This window comes from Streptomyces sp., from assembly GCF_035563135.1.
Classification (GTDB): Bacteria; Actinomycetota; Actinomycetes; order Streptomycetales; family Streptomycetaceae; genus Streptomyces.
Genome location: NZ_DATMVN010000332.1, coordinates 1 through 18,382, shown reverse-complemented (window position 1 = coordinate 18,382; position 18,382 = coordinate 1). Strand labels below are relative to the sequence as shown.

General features: G+C 68.6%; 8 protein-coding genes and 3 pseudogenes. 5 read left to right on the top strand and 6 right to left on the bottom strand.

The window, feature by feature from the left end; all coding sequences use genetic code 11:
* Positions 1 to 398, bottom strand: a pseudogene (locus tag VN520_RS14560) (VCBS repeat-containing protein); the annotation flags it as partial.
* 191 nt (positions 399 to 589) lie between these two features.
* Between VN520_RS14560 and VN520_RS14555 the strand changes: the two are divergent.
* Positions 590 to 7,552 carry an RHS repeat-associated core domain-containing protein gene (locus tag VN520_RS14555; protein ID WP_325747328.1) on the top strand — a complete coding sequence of 2,321 codons (6,963 nt, stop codon included), beginning with the start codon at positions 590 to 592 and terminating at the stop codon, positions 7,550 to 7,552.
* On the top strand, positions 7,525 to 7,989 hold the full coding sequence (locus VN520_RS14550) for an Imm10 family immunity protein (protein WP_325747327.1): 465 nt from the start codon (positions 7,525 to 7,527) through the stop codon (positions 7,987 to 7,989). The genes VN520_RS14555 and VN520_RS14550 overlap by 28 nt, the downstream gene beginning before the upstream one ends.
* Positions 7,990 to 8,113: 124 nt before the next feature.
* Here VN520_RS14550 and VN520_RS14545 read toward each other — a convergent pair.
* Positions 8,114 to 9,085, bottom strand: a pseudogene (locus tag VN520_RS14545) (tyrosine-type recombinase/integrase); the annotation flags it as partial.
* Here VN520_RS14545 and VN520_RS14540 point away from each other — a divergent pair.
* Complete coding sequence (locus VN520_RS14540) at positions 9,081 to 9,551, top strand: NUDIX domain-containing protein (RefSeq protein WP_325747326.1); 471 nt, start codon at positions 9,081 to 9,083, stop codon at positions 9,549 to 9,551. The pseudogene VN520_RS14545 and the gene VN520_RS14540 sit on opposite strands and share 5 nt — an antisense overlap.
* 491 nt (positions 9,552 to 10,042) lie before the next feature.
* Here the strand turns inward: VN520_RS14540 and VN520_RS14535 are convergent, their stop codons facing one another.
* Positions 10,043 to 12,199, bottom strand: a complete 2,157-nt coding sequence (locus VN520_RS14535) for a RecQ family ATP-dependent DNA helicase (protein ID WP_325747325.1) — start codon at positions 12,197 to 12,199, stop codon at positions 10,043 to 10,045.
* Positions 12,200 to 12,395: 196 nt separating this feature from the next.
* Here VN520_RS14535 and VN520_RS14530 point away from each other — a divergent pair.
* Positions 12,396 to 14,180 (top strand): annotated as a pseudogene (locus tag VN520_RS14530) (helicase-related protein); the annotation flags it as partial.
* A gap of 216 nt (positions 14,181 to 14,396) precedes the next feature.
* Positions 14,397 to 15,029: a hypothetical protein gene (locus tag VN520_RS14525; RefSeq protein ID WP_325747324.1), complete on the top strand. Its 633-nt coding sequence runs from the start codon at positions 14,397 to 14,399 to the stop codon at positions 15,027 to 15,029.
* Between the two features lie 58 nt (positions 15,030 to 15,087).
* Here VN520_RS14525 and VN520_RS14520 read toward each other — a convergent pair whose 3' ends face one another.
* From VN520_RS14520 to VN520_RS14510, 3 genes are all read right to left on the bottom strand, one after another.
* A complete protein-coding gene (locus VN520_RS14520; RefSeq protein ID WP_325747323.1) occupies positions 15,088 to 15,720 on the bottom strand; it encodes a hypothetical protein in 633 nt (210 codons plus the stop codon).
* 60 nt (positions 15,721 to 15,780) lie between these two features.
* A complete protein-coding gene (locus VN520_RS14515; RefSeq protein WP_325747322.1) occupies positions 15,781 to 16,491 on the bottom strand; it encodes a ribonuclease HII in 711 nt (236 codons plus the stop codon).
* A gap of 589 nt (positions 16,492 to 17,080) precedes the next feature.
* Positions 17,081 to 18,382, bottom strand: a 1,302-nt coding sequence (locus VN520_RS14510) for a DUF4173 domain-containing protein (RefSeq protein WP_325747321.1), incomplete at its 5' end; no start/stop codon positions are given.

Genomic DNA, 18,382 nt, shown 5'->3' with positions numbered 1-18,382 from the left:
AGGGGTGCGGGCCACTTCAGTGACACCGACCGGCCCTGGTCGGTGAGCGCGACCAGCGGGTCGTCGCCGCCTGCGGAGAACGTCACATGTCCGGCCGCCGCCTTGGGGCTGATGCGGCCGGCGACCTGGGTGAGGGTGGTGTCGATCGCTTCCCAACGGCCTTCACGCTTCACCCGGACCGGCATGCTGTGCTGCGTACGGCGCAGGTTCCCGTTCGGCAGGGCGTGGGTCTCGCTCGTCTCCGAGCGCTCGGCCAGGATCTCGACCGGTTCTCCGGACAGGCGTGCCGCCTCCAGCGCGCCGCGCTCCGAGGTGGGTGCCGATCCGGCGGAATCGGTGGTGGCAGCAGCGGAATTCAAGCCCAGCGGCGCCAGACCGAGTGAAGTCCCGGCGATCACGATCGCAAGCGCCTTGCGGGCGGCTCGGTTCGCGGGAGCCCATCTTCGCGTACATATTTTCGGCACGTTCGCCCGTTCCTACCTCTGTTCGGGACTTCCTGTGAAGATCCTTTGGCTTGGCTGTGAACTTTAACCCGTGTTTACTCACCCTCGTTAACGCGTTCCTCTCGCTTCTCAAGTAGGTGCAAAAAGTGCAACACGTGCTCAACTATCTACGTCATGTCGGCCATTGGCGCAGATCCATACCCCTCGCCCTGCTGCTCACCCTGTTCGTCGGCTTCATACCGGAGGACCCAGCAGCTGCGGGCACCGGCAAGATGCGACTTGAGGAGCTGAAGCGCGATCCGTCCATCCCTGGGCGTTCCCTTCATCCCGAACGCAAATCGATTCGGGATGACGCCGCCAAGAAATGGACACCGCGCCGAGATGGAGACCTGGCCGGCACTTACACCGTCCGGGTGTCGAAGAACGGCAAGCCGCGTACGGACACCCTGAGTTCGGGCCGAGCCCGGTCATTGGGAGAACCGGACACTGGTCTCGACGACAGCCCGGTACGCCTGACCCAACCGACGGTGCGGGAAGCAAAGGCCGCCCGAAGCGTGCGGACCGCGCAGCCCGCACCCCTGGGAGGTGTTGCACGAGTCGAGATCCAGGATCAGGGTCACGCCCGCAAGGCGGGTGTCACGGGCATGCTGTTCACGGCGGCACCGGCCGCCACGAACGAGGCCGAAGCCGTCACGGGCGCAGTCGAGATCGAACTTGACTACACGGCCGTGAAAGACACCTACGGTGCCGACTGGGGATCCAGGCTGCACCTGGTCCAGCTCCCGGCCTGCGCTCTGACGACTCCTGAGAAGTCGCAATGCCGCACGCGTGCCGAGCTGGGGGGCGACAACGACCCGGTCACCGGCACCGTGAGCGCCACCGTCGACCTGAACGCCTCCACTGCCCGCAGCACCGGTGCCCCGATGGTCCTGGCGGCGGTAGCCGCCGCGTCAGGCCCGGGAGGAAGCCACGAGGCGACGTCACTGTCTCCGTCCGGCGACTGGTCAGGAGGTAGCTCAGCCGGCGGATTCTCGTGGTCCTACGGAATCGAGTCACCGGAGGTGCCCGGTGGCCCCGAGCCGGAGGTGGAGTTGTCCTACTCCTCGCAGTCGGTCGACGGGCGTACTGCTTCCACGAACGGGCAATCATCGTGGATTGCGGAAGGCTGGGACTACGAACCCGGCTTCGTCGAACGCCGATACCAACCCTGCTCTGACGACAAGGCCGCGATCGACGGCAAGGCACCCAACAACTCGGGTGAGACTGCGGATCTGTGCTGGGGCTCCGACCACGTCGTCATGTCGCTGGACGGCAAGACCACCGAGCTGGTCAAGAACGAGCCGAGTACGGAGAACCCGAAGGAGGAGTGGCGCCTCGCCGACGACGACGGCACCAGGGTCGAGCGCCGCACCGGCGCTGACAACGGCGCCAAGGACGGCGAGTACTGGCTGATCACCAGCACCGACGGCGTCCAGTACAGCTTCGGCCTGAACAAGCTCCCTGGAGCGACCACCCAGCGCACCAACTCCGCGCTGACGGTACCGGTCTTCGGTAACCATCCCGGTGAGCCCTGCCACGCCACGGCGTTCGCCGACTCCGACTGCGCGCAGGCATACCGCTGGAACCTGGACTACGTCGTCGACCCGCTCGGTGACGCCATGACCCTGTGGTGGAACAAGCGCACCAACTTCTACGGCCAGCACATGAACGCCGAGAAGCAGATCTCCTACGTGCGCTCCGCCGACCTGGCGCGGATCGACTACGGGCTGCGCAGCGACGCCCTCTTCGGTGTCCTGCCGGCCGGGCGCACCACCTTCACCACCGCTGAGCGCTGCGTTCCGACCTCCACCTTCGACTGCGCCGAGTCCAAGCGGACCACCGCGAACGCGAAGTACTGGCCCGACACGCCCCTGGACCAGGAGTGCGTGTCCGGTGCGAAGTGCACCGACAAGTACTCCCCGACGTTCTGGTCCACCAAGCGCCTGACCAAGATCAGCACCCAGGTGCTCGCCGGATCCGCTCTCAAGAACGTTGACTCCTGGGCCCTGGAGCAGAGCTACCCGGCCACCGGCGACGGCAGCTCCCCCGCCCTGTGGCTGGAGTCCATCACCCGCACCGGGTACGGCGCCGACGGCACCGCGTCCATGCCGAAGGTGAGCTTCGCGGGCACCCAGATGGACAACCGCGTCGACGGGGTCGAGGGCCTGCCGCCCTTCTCCCGGATGCGTATCCACGCCATCGACACCGAGACGGGCGGACGCATCGGCGTCACCTACTCACCGCGGGAGTGCTCGGCTCTCGCCCCGCGCAAGATGCCCGCCTCACCCGAGACCAACACCCTGCGCTGCTACCCGCAGTACTGGATGCCCAAGGGCGCGACCAAGCCCCTCCAGGACTGGTTCCACCTCTACACGGCCACCCAGGTGCGCGAGGACGACCTGGTCACCGACAGCCCGGACACGGTCACGTCCTACGAGTTCATCGGCTCACCGGCCTGGGCCTACGACGACCGCGAGTTCACCGAGAACAAGCAGCGCACCTGGTCGCAGTACCGCGGCTACGAGCGCGTCCGCACCCGCACCGGGACTGGCACCGATGTCGGGGAGCTGACGGAGAAGCGCTACTTCCGCGGTATGCACGGAGACAAACTCCCCACAGGGACCCGCACCGCGTCGGTGGCGGACAGTTCCGGCGGAAGCGCCCTGGACCTCCCGCAGCACCGGGGGCAACTGCGCGAGCAGATCACCTATGAGTTCGACGGCGGCCCCATCGACACCGCCACGCTCACCACCGCCTGGGCGGTCAAGACCGCCGAGCGCAAGCGGGCCGGCACCACCCCGCTGCAGGCGTGGATGGGCAACCCCGAGACGGTCACGACCCGCGAGCGGGTCAAGGGCGACACCTGGCGGACGTCCAAGGAGGTCACCTCCTACGACACCTACGGTCTGCCGACCCAGGTCGACGAGACCACCCGGGGTGGGAAGCGCTACTGCAGCAAGATCAGTTACGTCCGCAACACCACTGCGCATATGCTGGAGACGGTGTCCAGGGACCTCACGAAGCTGGGCTCGTGTGACTCCTCCGGTGGGGAAGTCGTCGAGGACACCCGCACGCTGTACGACGGCAAGGCGTTCGGCGCCGCGCCCACCCAGGGGCTCGCCACCGAGGTCCAGGAGCTGGACGCCGACGGCACCGGCTACCTGACCATCGACAGGACCACCTACGACATCCATGGCCGCGAGACCGCGTCCTGGGACGCCGAGAACCGTAAGACCAGCGTCACCACCACCCCGGCGACCCGTGTGCCGGCGGCCACGTCGGTCACGACCGACCCGCTGCTGCACACCGAGATGACCGAGTTCGACGACGTACGCGGGCTGCCGGTGAAGACGACCGACGCCAACGGCAAGTCCTCAACGATGCAGTACGACCCGCTCGGCCGTCTGCTGAAGGTCTGGAACATCGGCCGCGACCCGGCCACCCAGACCCCGAACGCGAGCTTCGACTACGCCGTCCGCCGCGACGGCCCCACCGTCATCACCAACCGCGCCCTGAAGGACAACGGCGAGTACGCGGTCTCCTACGAGATCATGGACGGTCTGCTGCGCGAGCGGCAGACGCAGGACGAAGCCGTCGCGGGAGCGGGACGCATCGTCAACGACACGTTCTACGACTCCGCCGGCCGCCCGTGGAAGGAGAACGACGGCTACTTCAACGACCAGGAACCCGCCGCCGCCCTCCTCACCGTGGGCGACCAGGAGGTCCCCTCCCAGACCCGCACGTTCTACGACGGCCTGGGCCAGCCCACGCACACCGTCACCTACGCCCGCGGCGTCGAGCAGACCCGGACCAGCACCGAACACGACGGGGACGCCACGACCACCGTGCCGCCGAAGGGCGGCACCGTCACCACCGAGTTCATGGACGCCGAGGGCCGCCTCGCCCGGACGCGTGAGTACAGCAAGCAGGACCGCAGCGAGTGGCGCGACGTCTCCTACGAGTACGACGCCCTCGACCAGATCACCAAGATCACCGGGCCCACCGGTTCCACGACGTTCGAGTACGACAGCCGCGGACGCCAGACCGCGTCGACCGACCCGGACTCCGGACGCACCGAGATCGCGTACGACAACACCGACAACGTCATCTCGATGAAGGACGCACGCGGCAACGTCCTCGTCCCCACCTATGACGACGGTGGTCGCCAGACCTCGCTGCGCGAAGGGAGCGCCGACGGGCCCAAGCGCCTGGAGTGGACCTACGACACCCTCTACAAGGGACTTCCCACCGCAGCGATCCGCTACGACAACGGTCGCGCCTACCGTGACGAGATCACGGCGTACGACAGCGCCTACCGGCCGACGGCCATGACGACCACGATCCCGGCCGAGGAGACCGGCTTCGGCGGCACCTACACCTACAAGAACAAGTACACCGCCACAGGCAAGCTGGAATGGTCCGACGTCCCGGCCGTAGGTGGTCTGGCCGCCGAACACATCACGTTCTGGTACAACTCCGACGGCCTGCCGATCTCCATCCGCGGCGCCGCCTCCTACCTGAACGACGTCCAGTACTCCGCATTTGGTGAGATACTGCGCACCGACAGCGGCGTGGCCACGAAGAAGGTGTACGGCACCTACTTCTACGACGAGTTCACCCGCCGCATGACCCAGTCCATCTTCGACCGGTCGGTAACGCCGGGACGCATCACGGACACCCGGTACTCCTACGACGAGGCCGGCAACGTCACCAAGGTCAGCGACACCCCCGGCGAGGCCGCGGCGGACGCGGGCAAGACGGACACCCAGTGCTTCGTCTACGACCAGCTCCGCCAGATGACCTCGGCCTGGACCGCCAAGACCGACGACTGCACCACCGGCCCCTCCAAGGACACGGTCGGCGGACCCGACCCCTACTGGCAGTCCTACGCATTCGACACCGCCGGAAACCGCACCCGGCTCACCGAACACGACACCGCCGGCGACACCGCCAAGGACATCACCCGCACCTACACCTACGGAAAGGCGGGGATCGGCGGTCCCAACGCCCTCGCCGAGGCCAAGTCCACCGGCCCGCAGGGCACCAATCTCAGCACCTTCGGCTACGACAAGTCGGGCAACACCACCACCCGCCAGGTCAACGGGACCACCCAGTCGCTGGAATGGGACGTCGAAGGACAACTTCGCAAGGTGACCGAACCGATCGAGGGCGGCGGCACCAAGAGCACCGGATACCTCTACGACGCGTCCGGTGAGCGGCTGGTGCGCACGGACTCCGACGGTTCCAAGACCCTCTACCTCGGCGAGGTGGAGGTCACCCTGAAGACCGACGGACTGACCAGGACCGCCGAGCGCTTCTATGCCCACCCCGACGGAGCCACCACCGTGCGCTCCACCGGAGGCGGACGCCAGTTGCTGCTCTCCGACCACCACGGCACCTCCACCACCAGTGTCGACATGGCGAGCACGGACATGCGGGTCACTCGCCGCAAGTCCATGCCGTTCGGCGAGGACCGGGGCGCCCAGCCCTCCCCCTGGCCAGGCATGCGCGGATTCGTCGGCGGCACCGTGGACCCCGACACCGGTCTCACCCGGCTCGGCGCCCGCGACTACGATCCCATCACCGGCCGCTTCATCTCCGTCGACCCGCTGGTCGGCTACGGCCGGACCAGCACGATGAACCCGTACTCCTACAGCAACAACGCCCCCGCCACCTTCTCCGACCCCGACGGCCTGTCCTACAGCAAGGGCAAGGGCGGCGGCTACGGGCCCCCCGGCCACGACAGAGGCGAGGGTGCCAACGCTCTGGGCAGCTGGCTCCAGCAATGGCTGATGCAGCAGTGGCGAGAACGACAGGAACGGGAACGGCAGCGGCGCATCGCCGAAGCGCGGAGGAGGGCCGCGGAAGCAAAGCGGAAGGCGGAAGAAAGGGCCCGACGCCTCGCGGCACTCCGCCGTGCGGCGGCAGAAGCCGCCGCAGCACGCAAGATGGCCCGGGAAATGGCAGCGGCCCAGGCTCGGGCGGCCAAACGAGCCGCCGCGCAGGCAGCGGCGAACAAACGCGCGGCGCTCAGGCAGGCCGCCGCACGCAAGCGCGCGGAAGCACAGCGCGCAGAGGCCCGACGCCAACAGGCACGACGAGCCGCGGCCCGAAAGGCAGCAGCCCGATCCCGGCCCTCCGCCAAACCCAGCGCGGCGGCCAGACCCAAGCCGAGGCCGTCCCAGGTCACCAAACCGGCGCAGCGCACGAAGCCCAATGCCGTGACCTGTGCCACCAGCAACAGCTTCGTCCCGTCGACCCCGGTCCTGATGAGCAACGGCTCCAAAAAGCCCATCAGTAAGGTCAAGGTCGGCGACAAAATAATCGCCACCGACCCCAAGACGGGGAAGAAGTCTGTCCAGACCGCCTCTGCCACCATCATCGGCAAGGGCACCAAGAAACTCGCCGAAATCACACTCGCGCAGCGCCAGGGCGGGCGCCTAAAAAAGGTATCGGTGACCGCCACGGACGGTCACCCGTTCTGGGCCCCCGCTCTCGGCACCTGGCTTAGTGCGACAGATCTGTTCCCAGGTCTGCACCTCCAGACCGCGGAAGGCACCGCGGCGGAGGTCACAAGTGTCCGTCGGCACAGCGAAGTGGCGACGGTCCACAACCTGACCATCACCGACACACACACGTACTATGTGCTGGCGGGGGCTACTCCGGTCCTGGTTCACAACACTGGTGGCAGCGGGCACATGTGCGATATCTCCGTGACGTCGTCAGATGGAAGTAAGAGCGATATCTCGCTAGAGAGCGGCGACATGACGCCTGAAGAGGCTTCGCTCGGATATCCAAACAACTCGGCTTTCACGCACACGGAGCATCGATTCTCGCGCATGGCGGGTGCTTCCACAGGGCCAAAGGTTTCGCTCCCGAACGACCCCTTCGCCGGTAAGTTCCCGTTGAGTGCTGGTGATTCGGTTAAGATGCAAGGCCAGCTCCCCCCTTGCTCGCGATGCAAGGGTGCGATGAACCGCATGGTCAACGAGTTGGGAGTTTCGGTCACATACGAATGGTCTGGTGCCAAGGGGGCTGGGTCATGGACAGCTGGAAGGAGGAGGCGATAATGATGAGATTGACTGCCACAGAGGTTGGGTTCTTCGAGGATTACGAGGACGAAGAGGCCCTTGAGGTGGGACTTGCCGGAGTGGATGAGGCTGGCGTCCCGCGATCGTTCTCAATTCAGCGATCCACGTATGAGCCTGATGAGCAGGAAGTCCAGTCTGGAATGGATTCCTATAACGTCTCTACTGAGCGAGGCTTCACCGTCTACGGTTGCCTTCGGAGCGTGCGGTTTTCCAATCTGGTTCTCGCGCTGGAATTCACTGCTGAGGATGCGGAGATTCTTGAGATCTCGACGCCTGTTGAAGTGAACCTGAGCGAAGCCCAGGTCGACGAAGAAAATCTGTCTCGGAAGCTTCGCGAGATCCTCGACTGGGGCTCTCTTGAGAAGCGGCCGGAATTGATCGGTATGGACGGTTCAGGGCCTGCCGCCGACGTTTAGGTGGCGCTCGTCGAGAATTTTCCGCTAGGTCATTCCTAATGGGAGGTTGGGTAGCCGTTGCCCAGAAGAGGGCCCCCTCCGCGCTTCTGTGCGGAGGGGGCCCTCGGGCCGTTTGACGGCAACGTCAGCGGACGACGGCAGCAGTGGGCGGGTTGTCGGGGGTGTCGCCGCGCGGGGCGAGGGCGTCGCCGAGGGTGTCGATGGCCTGGCGCTGGAGGCGGAGCCGGACGTGGGCGTAGACGCCGGCGGTGACGCCGATGTGGGCGTGTCCGAGGAGTTCCTTGATGACGACGCCCTGTTCCAGGAGGAGGGTGGCGGTCAAGTGGCAGAGGTCGTGGAAGCGGATTGTACGGAGCCCGGCCTTGTGAAGGAGGCGGCGGAAGCGGCGGGTGAGGTTGCCGAGGTCGAGCGGCTTGCCGTTCGGGGTGGTGAAGACGAGCCCGTTGTCCGTCCAGCCTCGTCCGGCTTCCTGCCGTTCTTCCTGCTGCTGTTCCTGGTGGAGCTTGAGGGAGTTGATGCATTCGGTGGGGAGGGCGATGCGGCGTTCGGAGGCGAGGGTCTTGGTGTGCAGGACGGTCAGGCCCTGGGTGCGGGTGCGCTGGAGGGAGCGGTGGATGGTGGCGGTGCCGCTGTCGAGGTCGAGGTCGAGGTCGAGGTCTTTCCAGTGGAGGCCGAGGAGTTCGCCCTTGCGGAGCCCGGTGCGCAGGGCGAGTTCGTACAGGGCGTGCAGATGGTCATCGGCGGCCGTCTGGAGGAACCACCGGGCTTCGGCGGCGGTGAAGGGCTGGAAACGCCGGGGGCGGGGCGTGGTCGTCTTGACGTTGCGGGCGACGTTGCGCGGGAGTTCGTCCTCGCGGACGGCGTGTTCCAGGGCGGACTTGAGGACTGCGTGGACGTACGTCACGGTCAGCGGCGGCAAGCGCTTATCGCAGCACTGGCCGATGGCGCAGCAGGACCGCCGAACAACGTCCCGGTTCTGGGTGCAGCACTGGCAGGTGGTGCGGAGTCCGTCGAGGAAGGTGCGACACCTACGCCGAGAGCTTCGACGCCGTGTGGACGACAGCGACCCCCGTACGAGAGGAAGGCTGACCGTGGCCCGCACCGAGTACTACGACGACCCGAACGCGCCCATGCCGAACAGCATGGTCGTCGCCGCCTCTGCCGTCGTCACCGACGACCGCGGGCGCATCCTCCTCCAGCGCCGCCGCGACAATGACCTGTGGGCCCTGCCCGGAGGCGGCATGGAGTTCACCGACTCCCTGCCCGGCACGGCCGTCCGCGAGGTCAAGGAAGAGACCGGCCTCGACGTGGAGATCACCGGCCTGGTCGGCACCTACACCGACCCGAAACACATCACCGCCTACACCGACGGCGAGGTCCGCCGCCAGTTCAACGTCTGCTTCACCGCCCGTATTACCAGCGGCCAACTGGAGATCTCGGACGAGTCCACCGAACTCCGGTTTGTACCGCCGGAAGGGATCGAACAGCTGCCGATGCACCACACCCAACGATTCAGGCTCCAGCACTTCCTGGAACAGCGCGAGAAGCCGTACCTGGGCTGAACCGCCTGACGGCAGTAGCGACGGCAATAACCCCGCACAACCACGCCCCTCACCGGGCCAGAAACCCGTACTTGACCTGCGAAAAAGCAGGTCGAAGGGACTGCTGCATCATCTTCGCTCATCCGGGGCCTATGCCGTCCGGGTGATCTCCACGGGCGCGTATCCCACGAGCGGATCAAGGAAGATCCTGCCCTATTAGCAATCGCCGCGTGCGCGGAGCAGACCGGGCAGGGTGCTCAGCGTGCCGACTCGATCTCGGGCGATCTCCGCCTGCGCGGAGATGTTCCGTCGTGCATGTCGTCCTCGACGTACACGCCCGGGTTCGCTCCGCGTACGCGGAGGTGTTCCGCCAGCCACACCAAGCTGGATGGTCACACCCGAATGCCCCGGGAAGGACTCAACCTCTCATCGGTCCGCTTCATCGCGAGTGTGGAGGCCAAGGTCGAAGCCCGGCCCTCGGCAGCAGCAATCTTCGAGAGTCCACATAGCGGCTATCCGGCGAGCGCCAGGACGAGTGGGAGCACTTGGTCGGCTCCGGCTTGGCGCAGGAGGCGTGCCCCCACCGCGAGGGTCCAGCCGGAATCGGTGTAGTCATCGACGAGCAGAACCGGGCCAGGAGTGGCGGCCAAAGCGGCGGCGAGCCCGTCGGGCACCGTGAACGAGTCTGCGAGCGCGCGCAGCCGCTGGGCCGAATTGCTGCGGTGCGCGGTGTGCTCGTCGGCGTGCGGGGTGTAGACCAGGCTGCCCAGGAGCGGGAGCCGGCCGACCCTGGCCACTCCCTCGGCCAGGGAGCCGACAAGTTGAGGGCGTGTGCGGGATGGGATCGCCACGATGCCGACGGGCCGGGCCACCCCGTCAGGACCGCTGGCCCAGCCGCCCGGCGAACGGGCCCAGTCCGCCAGCACCGTCACCACGGCGTTCAGCACGTTGTCCGGCACCGGCCCGTCTGCTGCCTGCGCGGACAGGAGCGGGCGCAGGCGGTTGCCCCAGCCGATGTCCGACAGCCTTCCCAGCGCCCGCCCGGTCACCGCTTGCTGGCCTGCCGGGATGCGGCCCTTGAGGTCCATGCCGACCGCGGCGAGGCCAGTCGGCCACATCTTGCGGGGCTCGACCTCGACGCCCGGCCGGTCCAGCTCGCCCGCCGCCGCCGCGAGAGCCGAATGCGAGACGGCGGGATCGAGCCAGGGGCCCGCGCAGTTGTCGCAGCGACCGCACGGGACCGCCTTCTCGTCATCGAGCTGCCGTTGCAGGAACTCCATACGGCAGCCGGTGGTTGCCACGTAGTCCCGCATGGCCTGCTGCTCCGCGGCCCGCTGCTTCGCAACCCAGGCATACCGCTCCGCGTCATACGCCCACGGCTGCCCTGTGGCGGTCCAGCCGCCCTTCACACGCTTGACCGCCCCGTCCACGTCCAGGACCTTCAGCATCGACTCCAGACGCGAACGCCGAAGATCCACCAAAGGCTCCAGGGCCGGCAACGACAACGGACGCCCCGCGCTCCCCAGGACATCCAGGGTGCGCCGCACCTGCTCCTCGGGCGGGAAACCCACCGAAGCGAAATACGCCCAGATCGCCTCGTCCTCCCGCCCCGGCAGCAGCAAAACATCCGCATGATCCACACCACGCCCGGCACGTCCGACCTGCTGGTAATAAGCAATCGGGGATGAGGGCGACCCCAGGTGCACCACAAAGCCGAGGTCCGGCTTGTCGAATCCCATGCCGAGCGCGGACGTGGCGACCAGCGCCTTGACCCGGTTCGCCAGCAGATCCTCCTCCGCCTGCAACCGGTCGGCGTTCTCCGTCTTCCCCGTATAGGAAGCCACCGGATATCCACGCTGCCGCAAGAACGCCGCGACCTCTTCCGCCGCCGCCACCGTCAGCGTGTAAATGATCCCCGAACCCTGCAAATCCCCAAGCCGCTCCCCCAGCCACGCAAGCCGGTGCGCCGCATTCGGCAACTCCAGCACCCCCAGGCGAAGACTCTCCCGGTCCAGCGGCCCCCGCAGCACCAGAGCGTCCTTGCCGCCGGTGCCCAATTGCTCCGCCACATCCGCAGTCACACGGGCGTTCGCCGTGGCCGTCGTGGCAAGCACCGGAACACCCGTCGGCAGCCCCGCCAGCATGGTGCGCAGCCGCCGGTAGTCCGGCCGGAAATCATGGCCCCAGTCGGAAATGCAGTGCGCCTCATCCACCACCAAGAGCCCGGTCGTCGCCGCGAGCTTCGGCAGCACCTGATCACGAAAATCCACAGAATTGAGACGCTCCGGGCTCACCAGGAGAACGTCGGTCTCCCCGCGCTCCACCTCACCGTAGATCGTCTCCCACTCCTCCGGATTAGCCGAGTTGATCGTGCGCGCCTGAATTCCCGCACGCGCCGCCGCCTCGACCTGGTTACGCATCAACGCCAACAGCGGCGAAATGATCACCGTCGGGCCGGCACCCCGCCGCCGCAGCAAAGCAGTGGCCACGAAATACACTGCCGACTTTCCCCACCCGGTGCGCTGCACCACCAGCGCCCGACGACGCTCCTCCACCAGGGCCGCCACCGCCTGCCACTGATCCTCCCGCAACCGCGCAGACCCCGCAGGGGCACCGACCAGCTCAGCAAGGACGGTGTCGGCTTCAATACGCAGTTCCAGGGTGTCCATACCCCCATGCAACCCGATACCACCGACAATCGACGCCTCCACCCCGTGTCACCACCCGCTCACAAGCAGCCCACAGGCACACGCCGATCAAGGACGGACGAGACCGACCCTCCCGCCACGACCACCCCCGAACAGCACGTTTACGCAGGTCAGGGCTCCACATCCGCCTGGAATTTGAATGCCCTCCCAGGGGTGTAGCCCGGAGCGGCTCAACAATCCCGATTTCCGGGACCAGGTGCTGCCACGCCTTGCCGCTGCTACGGGTCTGCTGGTGGTCGACGAGGCACATTGCATCTCCGACTGGGGCCATGATTTCCGGCCGGACTACCGAAGGCTGCGAACCATGCTCGCCGACCTGCCCGCGGGTGTCCCCGTGCTCGCCACGACGGCCACCGCCAATGCCCGTGTGACCGCGGACGTCGCGGATCAGCTCGGCACGGGGGCGGGCACCGACGCGCTGGTGCTGCGGGGTCCGCTCGACCGCGAGAGTCTCAGCCTCGGGGTGCTGCGACTGCCCGGTGCCGCGCACCGTCTGGCCTGGCTGGGCGATCATCTCGGGGAGCTGCCGGGCTCGGGCATCATCTACACACTCACGGTCGCGGCCGCCGAGGAGATCACGGCCTATCTCCGCCAGTGCGGCCACCCGGTCGCGTCGTACACCGGCCGGACGGAGAACGCCGACCGGCAGCAGGCGGAGGACGATCTCCTGGCCAACCGGGTCAAGGCCCTGGTGGCCACGTCCGCGCTCGGCATGGGATTCGACAAGCCCGACCTCGGCTTCGTCGTGCACGTGGGATCACCGTCCTCGCCCATCGCCTACTACCAACAGGTCGGCCGGGCGGGGCGCGGAGTCGAGCACGCCGAGGTCCTGCTGCTCCCGGGCAAGGAGGACGAAGCCATCTGGGAGTACTTCGCCTCGGTCGCCTTCCCTCCGGAGGAGCAGGTCCGCCGGACGCTCGACGTCCTCGCCCGGGCCGGCCGCCCCCTGTCGCTGCCTGCCATGGAACCTCTCGTCGACCTGCGGCGCACCCGCCTCGAGACGATGCTCAAGGTGCTGGACGTCGACGGTGCGGTGAAGCGGGTGAAGGGCGGCTGGATCTCCACGGGCGAGCCCTGGGTGTACGACTCCGAGCGCTACGCCTGGGTCGCGCGGCAGCGGGCCGCCGAACAGCAGGCCATGCGCGACTACGTCGCCGCGACCGGATGCCGTATGGAGTTCCTCCGGCGGCAGCTGGACGACGACGAGGCCGACGCGTGCGGACGCTGTGACAACTGCGCAGGCGCCCGTTTCGACGACAAGGTCTCCACGGCCGCCCTCGACGGGGCTCGTGGAGAGCTCGGCCGGCCAGGGGTGGAAGTGGAGCCGCGCAAGATGTGGCCCACCGGGCTCTCCGCGGTGGGGGTCGATCTCAAGGGCCGCATCCCGGCGGGCGAACTGGCTCTTCCCGGCCGGGCGCTCGGCAGGCTCTCGGACATCGGCTGGGGCAACAGGCTCCGTCCGCTGCTCGCGGCGCAGGCGCAGGACGTCCCGGTCCCCGACGACGTGTCGAGCGCGGTGGTCACGGTCATCGCCGACTGGGCGAAGGGCCCCGGCGGCTGGGCCTCCGGAGCCCCGGACGCAGCTCCCAGGCCGGTGGGTGTCGTCACGGTCGCCTCGCGCCACAGGCCGCAGCTGGTCCACTCACTCGGCAGCCGTATCGCCGAAGTGGGTCGGATGCCCCTGCTGGGCACGGTCACTTACGCGCCGGGCAGCGAGGACCTGAGGATCTCCCGGACCAACAGCGCCCAGCGGGTGAGAGCGTTGCACGAAGCTCTCGTCGTCGAGCCCGCACTGGCGGAGGCGCTCGCCGCCGCGGGAGGGCCCGTCCTGCTCGTGGACGATCTCTCCGACACCGGTTGGACCCTGGCCGTCGCGGCAAGGCTGCTGCGGCGAGCGGGGGCGGAGGGTGTGTTTCCGCTGGTCCTCGCAGTCCAAGCCTGACGGATGGCTTGATTCGTCGCCGAGCGGGCAGGGATATAGGAGTCATTCCGTCAGATACCCGTCAGCCACGCCAATTGCTCGTTGCCGCCTGCCGATACGACAGGAAGAATTGGAGTCGCTCCCCGCACGGTCTTTTCGCGGGCCCGGAAGGGCTGTGCCGCGGCGCGCCCCCACTCGACCCTGCCCGCACCGTGGGCGCGTAGCGAAGGGAGGATCGTGACCTTCGGATTCGCTCCGTCCGCAGCCACTTCACTGTCGGCGACCGCGGGCTCCGCCAACCACGTCGCCAGGATGCTCGAACCGGCCGAATGGGCCGCGGCGGGCATCCCTCTGCTGCGCAGTCCGCGTGAGGTCGTCAGCGGCCTCCACGCACGGCACCGTCCGGCACCCGCCACCGCGGTCGTCGCCGTCCTCGACCATGAGGAACGGCTCATCGCCAGCGCGTCGTTCGCCCGGCGGGCCACCGTGGCCGCGGACGGCTGGGAGTTCCGCAACGCCCTGCTGGCACATCTGCGCCGGGTGATCCCGCACGATCTGCGCCGCCGTACCCCGGTGCGTACCGCGGTCCTGCTCTACTGCCGCGAGGGAGACGAGCGCTGGACCGAGGAGGACGGGGCGTGGATGTGGGGGCTGAGGGACGCCTGCACACTGCACGGCCTCAGATGCGGGGCCTACATCACCCTCACGCACGGAGGCTGGCAGGTTCTCGGCGAAGGCCGGGGCGGCCGCAGACCGACGCTGCTGTCCAGGCCTTCGGCCCTGGCCGACACCTCGGCCGACCAGGACCCCATGCCCTTGCGTACCGGCGGCGGAGCAGCCGAGGCACTGCGCCGGAGCGCAGCCCGGTGAAACGGGACGTGGGTCCCGGACGCCCATGACGGGCGTCCGGGACCCACGGACGTACGCCTCAGACTCCCGCGCCGAGCGCGGAATTGACGGCCTGCGGGTCTCCGCACACGATCAGCAGCACACCGGCACGCTCCCGGACGTCGGACAGCGCTCGGGCAGCCGTGTCGTCGAGGTCGCCGTTGACCGCGACGACGACCACGGCCCGGGACGCCCAACGGCCGGCGGTGGAAGCGAAGAAGACGTCGTCACCCGCGTCGTGCTGGGACCAGTACGCGGCCTCTCCGAAGGAGAGTTCGTGAGCGGCCCAGGGGTGCAGTTCGCCGGTGGTGAGCACCAGGATGTCGCCAGGGGCCCGCCCGGAGTCGAGCAGCAGGTCGACGGCCTCTTCGGCAGCCTCGATCGCGGCGTCGGCCGGAGCCGGAATCAGCTGGAACTGCGCTGCGGAGCGTCCTTCCGGCAGTTTCCGCCCGGCAGGAGCCGGAGCAGCAGGGGTGGCGGATGTGGGGCGCGGGCGCTGCGCCGGGGGCGCGGGGCGCGCGGGGCCGCGGCCCGGGTTACCGGGACGCGGGGTGGCCGCGGAACGTGGGCCAGGTACGGGACGGGGGGTCGGCGCGGTGCGGCCGGCGGCCGGAGTGACGCGGGGACCCTGGGCGCTCTCGGGAATCTGAGGCTCCTCGGTGATGAGAGGCATGAATGGTGGTCTGTTCACAGCCGACACGGAATGCGCCGGCGGGTGGGTGCGCCTGTGCGATCAGAAGTCGAAGCCGAGCTGGCCCCCGCTTTCCGGTGCGGCCGCCTCTGCGGAGAAGCGGACCTTCTTCAGGTGCTGCCACTGGGGCAGCGCGTCGAGGTAGGCCCAGCTGAGGCGATGGTGAGGCGTAGGCCCCCGCTCCTCCAGCGCGGCCCGGTGTACCGGTGACGGATAGCCGGCGTTCGCACCGAAGGCGAAGTCCGCGTACTGCCCCGTGTCCGAACCCAGTTCGGCCATCATCGTGTCCCGGCGGACCTTGGCGATCACCGAGGCCGCGGCAACGGCGATGCAGGACTGGTCGCCCTTGATCACGGTGCGGACGTTCCAGGGCGGCCCCAGGTAGTCGTGCTTGCCGTCGAGGATCACGGCGTCCGGCCGCACGGGCAGCAATTCGAGCGCCCTGACGGCCGCGAGGCGAAGCGCCGCGGTCATGCCGAGATCATCGATCTCCAGCGGCGACGCGTGCCCCACCCCGTAAGCCGTCACCCACTTCTCGAGCGTCGGGGCGAGCTCCGCCCGGCGCTTGGGACTGATCAGCTTGGAGTCGGTGAGGCCCTCAGGGGGTCTGCGGAGACCGGTGACGGCAGCACACACGGTGACGGGGCCGGCCCACGCTCCGCGTCCGACCTCGTCGACACCGGCGACGGTTCTGGCACCGGTTGTGGCGCGCAGCGAGCGCTCGACGGTGTGCGTGGGTGGTTCGTACGGCATGGCGCCTGCCAGGGTACGCCGACGGGCACGGCAAGAACACCCCGGGGCACCGTCCGGCGGTCCGGCAGGTGTCCGGCCTCGTCCGGAGGACCACGGGCCGGCGCGCGGGGAGGACCGGGGAGGACCACGGAAGAGGAAGGACGGCACCATGGCCTTGCCGGCCGGCCGAGGGCGCCCCCGTCCGGTGCTTCGCTTCCGCACACTCGACACGAAACGCCACCACCGCTCGAACGATGTCCGGCGCTTTCGCGACTCGTGCGGTGAAGCGGAGCTCACGCTGCCCGGACAAACGGCGGAGCGATACCCGCAAGAGCACAGCGGGCGGCCGGCACCCTCTCCCGGGCCGCCCTCCGGGATCACTCCCTCAGATTTGCATTGCAGGAGCGAACGACTGATCTCCCGCCTGGCCTTCCTGCACGAGCAGGTGCGCCGAACGCTCCCGCCGGGTCCGGACGTCGGGCGCCCGGCTGCTCGGTCCTCCGGGGCCCTCATCCCCGTGCACGGGAACAGCGGTGGCTCCGACCCGCAGGCCGGGCGGGCCGGGCCGGGCGGGCCGGAGATCGTCGGCCCGGTCTCCGGGAAGGCCCGCTCAGTACGGGTCGTAGGAGTCCCCTTCCTCGTACCCCTCCCGCCCATCGGTTCCCTGGCCGAGCCCGTGGCACCCGGTTGCCTGGTGCTGTGCGGGATACTCCTCGAGGATCTCCCGCGCCCTGACCTCGCCCCAGCTGGAGGAGTACCACGGGGCGTCCTGGAGGGCGAGGTCACGCCGGAAGTCCTCCAGCGCACAGGACCTCAGCGGTTCCGGCAGTGTGTTCAGGGCCGGTACGGCATCTGCGGAGAGCCCCTTGAGGTAGTCGATGTCGATCGTTCGGTCACTGCGGTACCTCTGGACGTTCTGCTCGGCGATCAGCCCGTCGGGCGAGACGAGACCGAAGGCCAGCACACCGACGGCCGCGCTCACGGCGATCGCGCGGGGCAGCAGCCTGGCGCCGAAGACGCCGGCGGCGAGGATGAGGACGAGCACCACTCCGAGCCAGAGCTCTACGGCGGCCACCGAGATCCGCAGCCGGGTCAGCCCGAAGGCCTCCACGTAGAGGTCCATACGACGCAGCGCGGAGGCGACCACGACGAGCGTGAGTACGCACAGAGCACCGAGAACGCTCCGGACCAGGATCCGGTCGCGTGGCCCGCCCCGCGGGGCCCAGCGCAGGGCGAGCGCGATGACGAGCAGCGTCAGCAGGGTGGCCCAGAGGAGTTGCCAGAAGCCCTGCCGGGCGTACTCGGCGGGCAGCAGGCCCGTCTCTTCCAGGACCTTGTCGTACCCGCCGAGAAGAACGGCGAGCTGGAGCCCGATGAAGGCCGCGAAGAGCAGGTTGAGCACGATCAGCGGAAGTGCCCACTCCGCCCTGTTCCGGGCTCTGCCCGGCCGGACTGTGACGCTGTCCCAGCGCACCGGCGCCGCGGCACTGTACGCGGCGGCGAGTGCTCCCAGGAGTCCGAGTGCGAAGAGGAAGACGCGCCAGGGGCTGTCACCGACCGAGACGTCGGGGGTGAGGCTGCCCAGCAGGTCGGCGAAGGCGGCGTCCGCGGAGGCGAAGAGCGCACCGAAAACGATGAGCAGCACGACAGCTGCCGCCGTGGTGCGCACCACGGTGCGCACCCGGCCCCGGGAGTCGTCGGCGCGGTCGCGCACCCCGCGCCACCCCCAGCGCACACCGGCCGCCACCGAGGGGAACAGGCCCAGGGATCCGAGCAGCACACCCGGCCAGCTGCGGCTCCCGTGGAGGGCGAGCGAGCCCAGGGCGAGGGCGGACACCACGGCGAGGAAGACCGGCCATCCCGCTTCCCGGAGTGCCGGGACCACCAGGAGTGCCAGGCCGCCCACCGCCCA

Coding starts and splice junctions, on each gene's coding strand:
- VN520_RS14550 (WP_325747327.1), top strand. CDS start 7,525: ATGGACAGCTGGAAGGAGGAGGCGATAATGATGAGATTGACTGCCACA.
- VN520_RS14520 (WP_325747323.1), bottom strand. CDS start 15,720: ATGCCTCTCATCACCGAGGAGCCTCAGATTCCCGAGAGCGCCCAGGGT.
- VN520_RS14535 (WP_325747325.1), bottom strand. CDS start 12,199: ATGGACACCCTGGAACTGCGTATTGAAGCCGACACCGTCCTTGCTGAG.
- VN520_RS14515 (WP_325747322.1), bottom strand. CDS start 16,491: ATGCCGTACGAACCACCCACGCACACCGTCGAGCGCTCGCTGCGCGCC.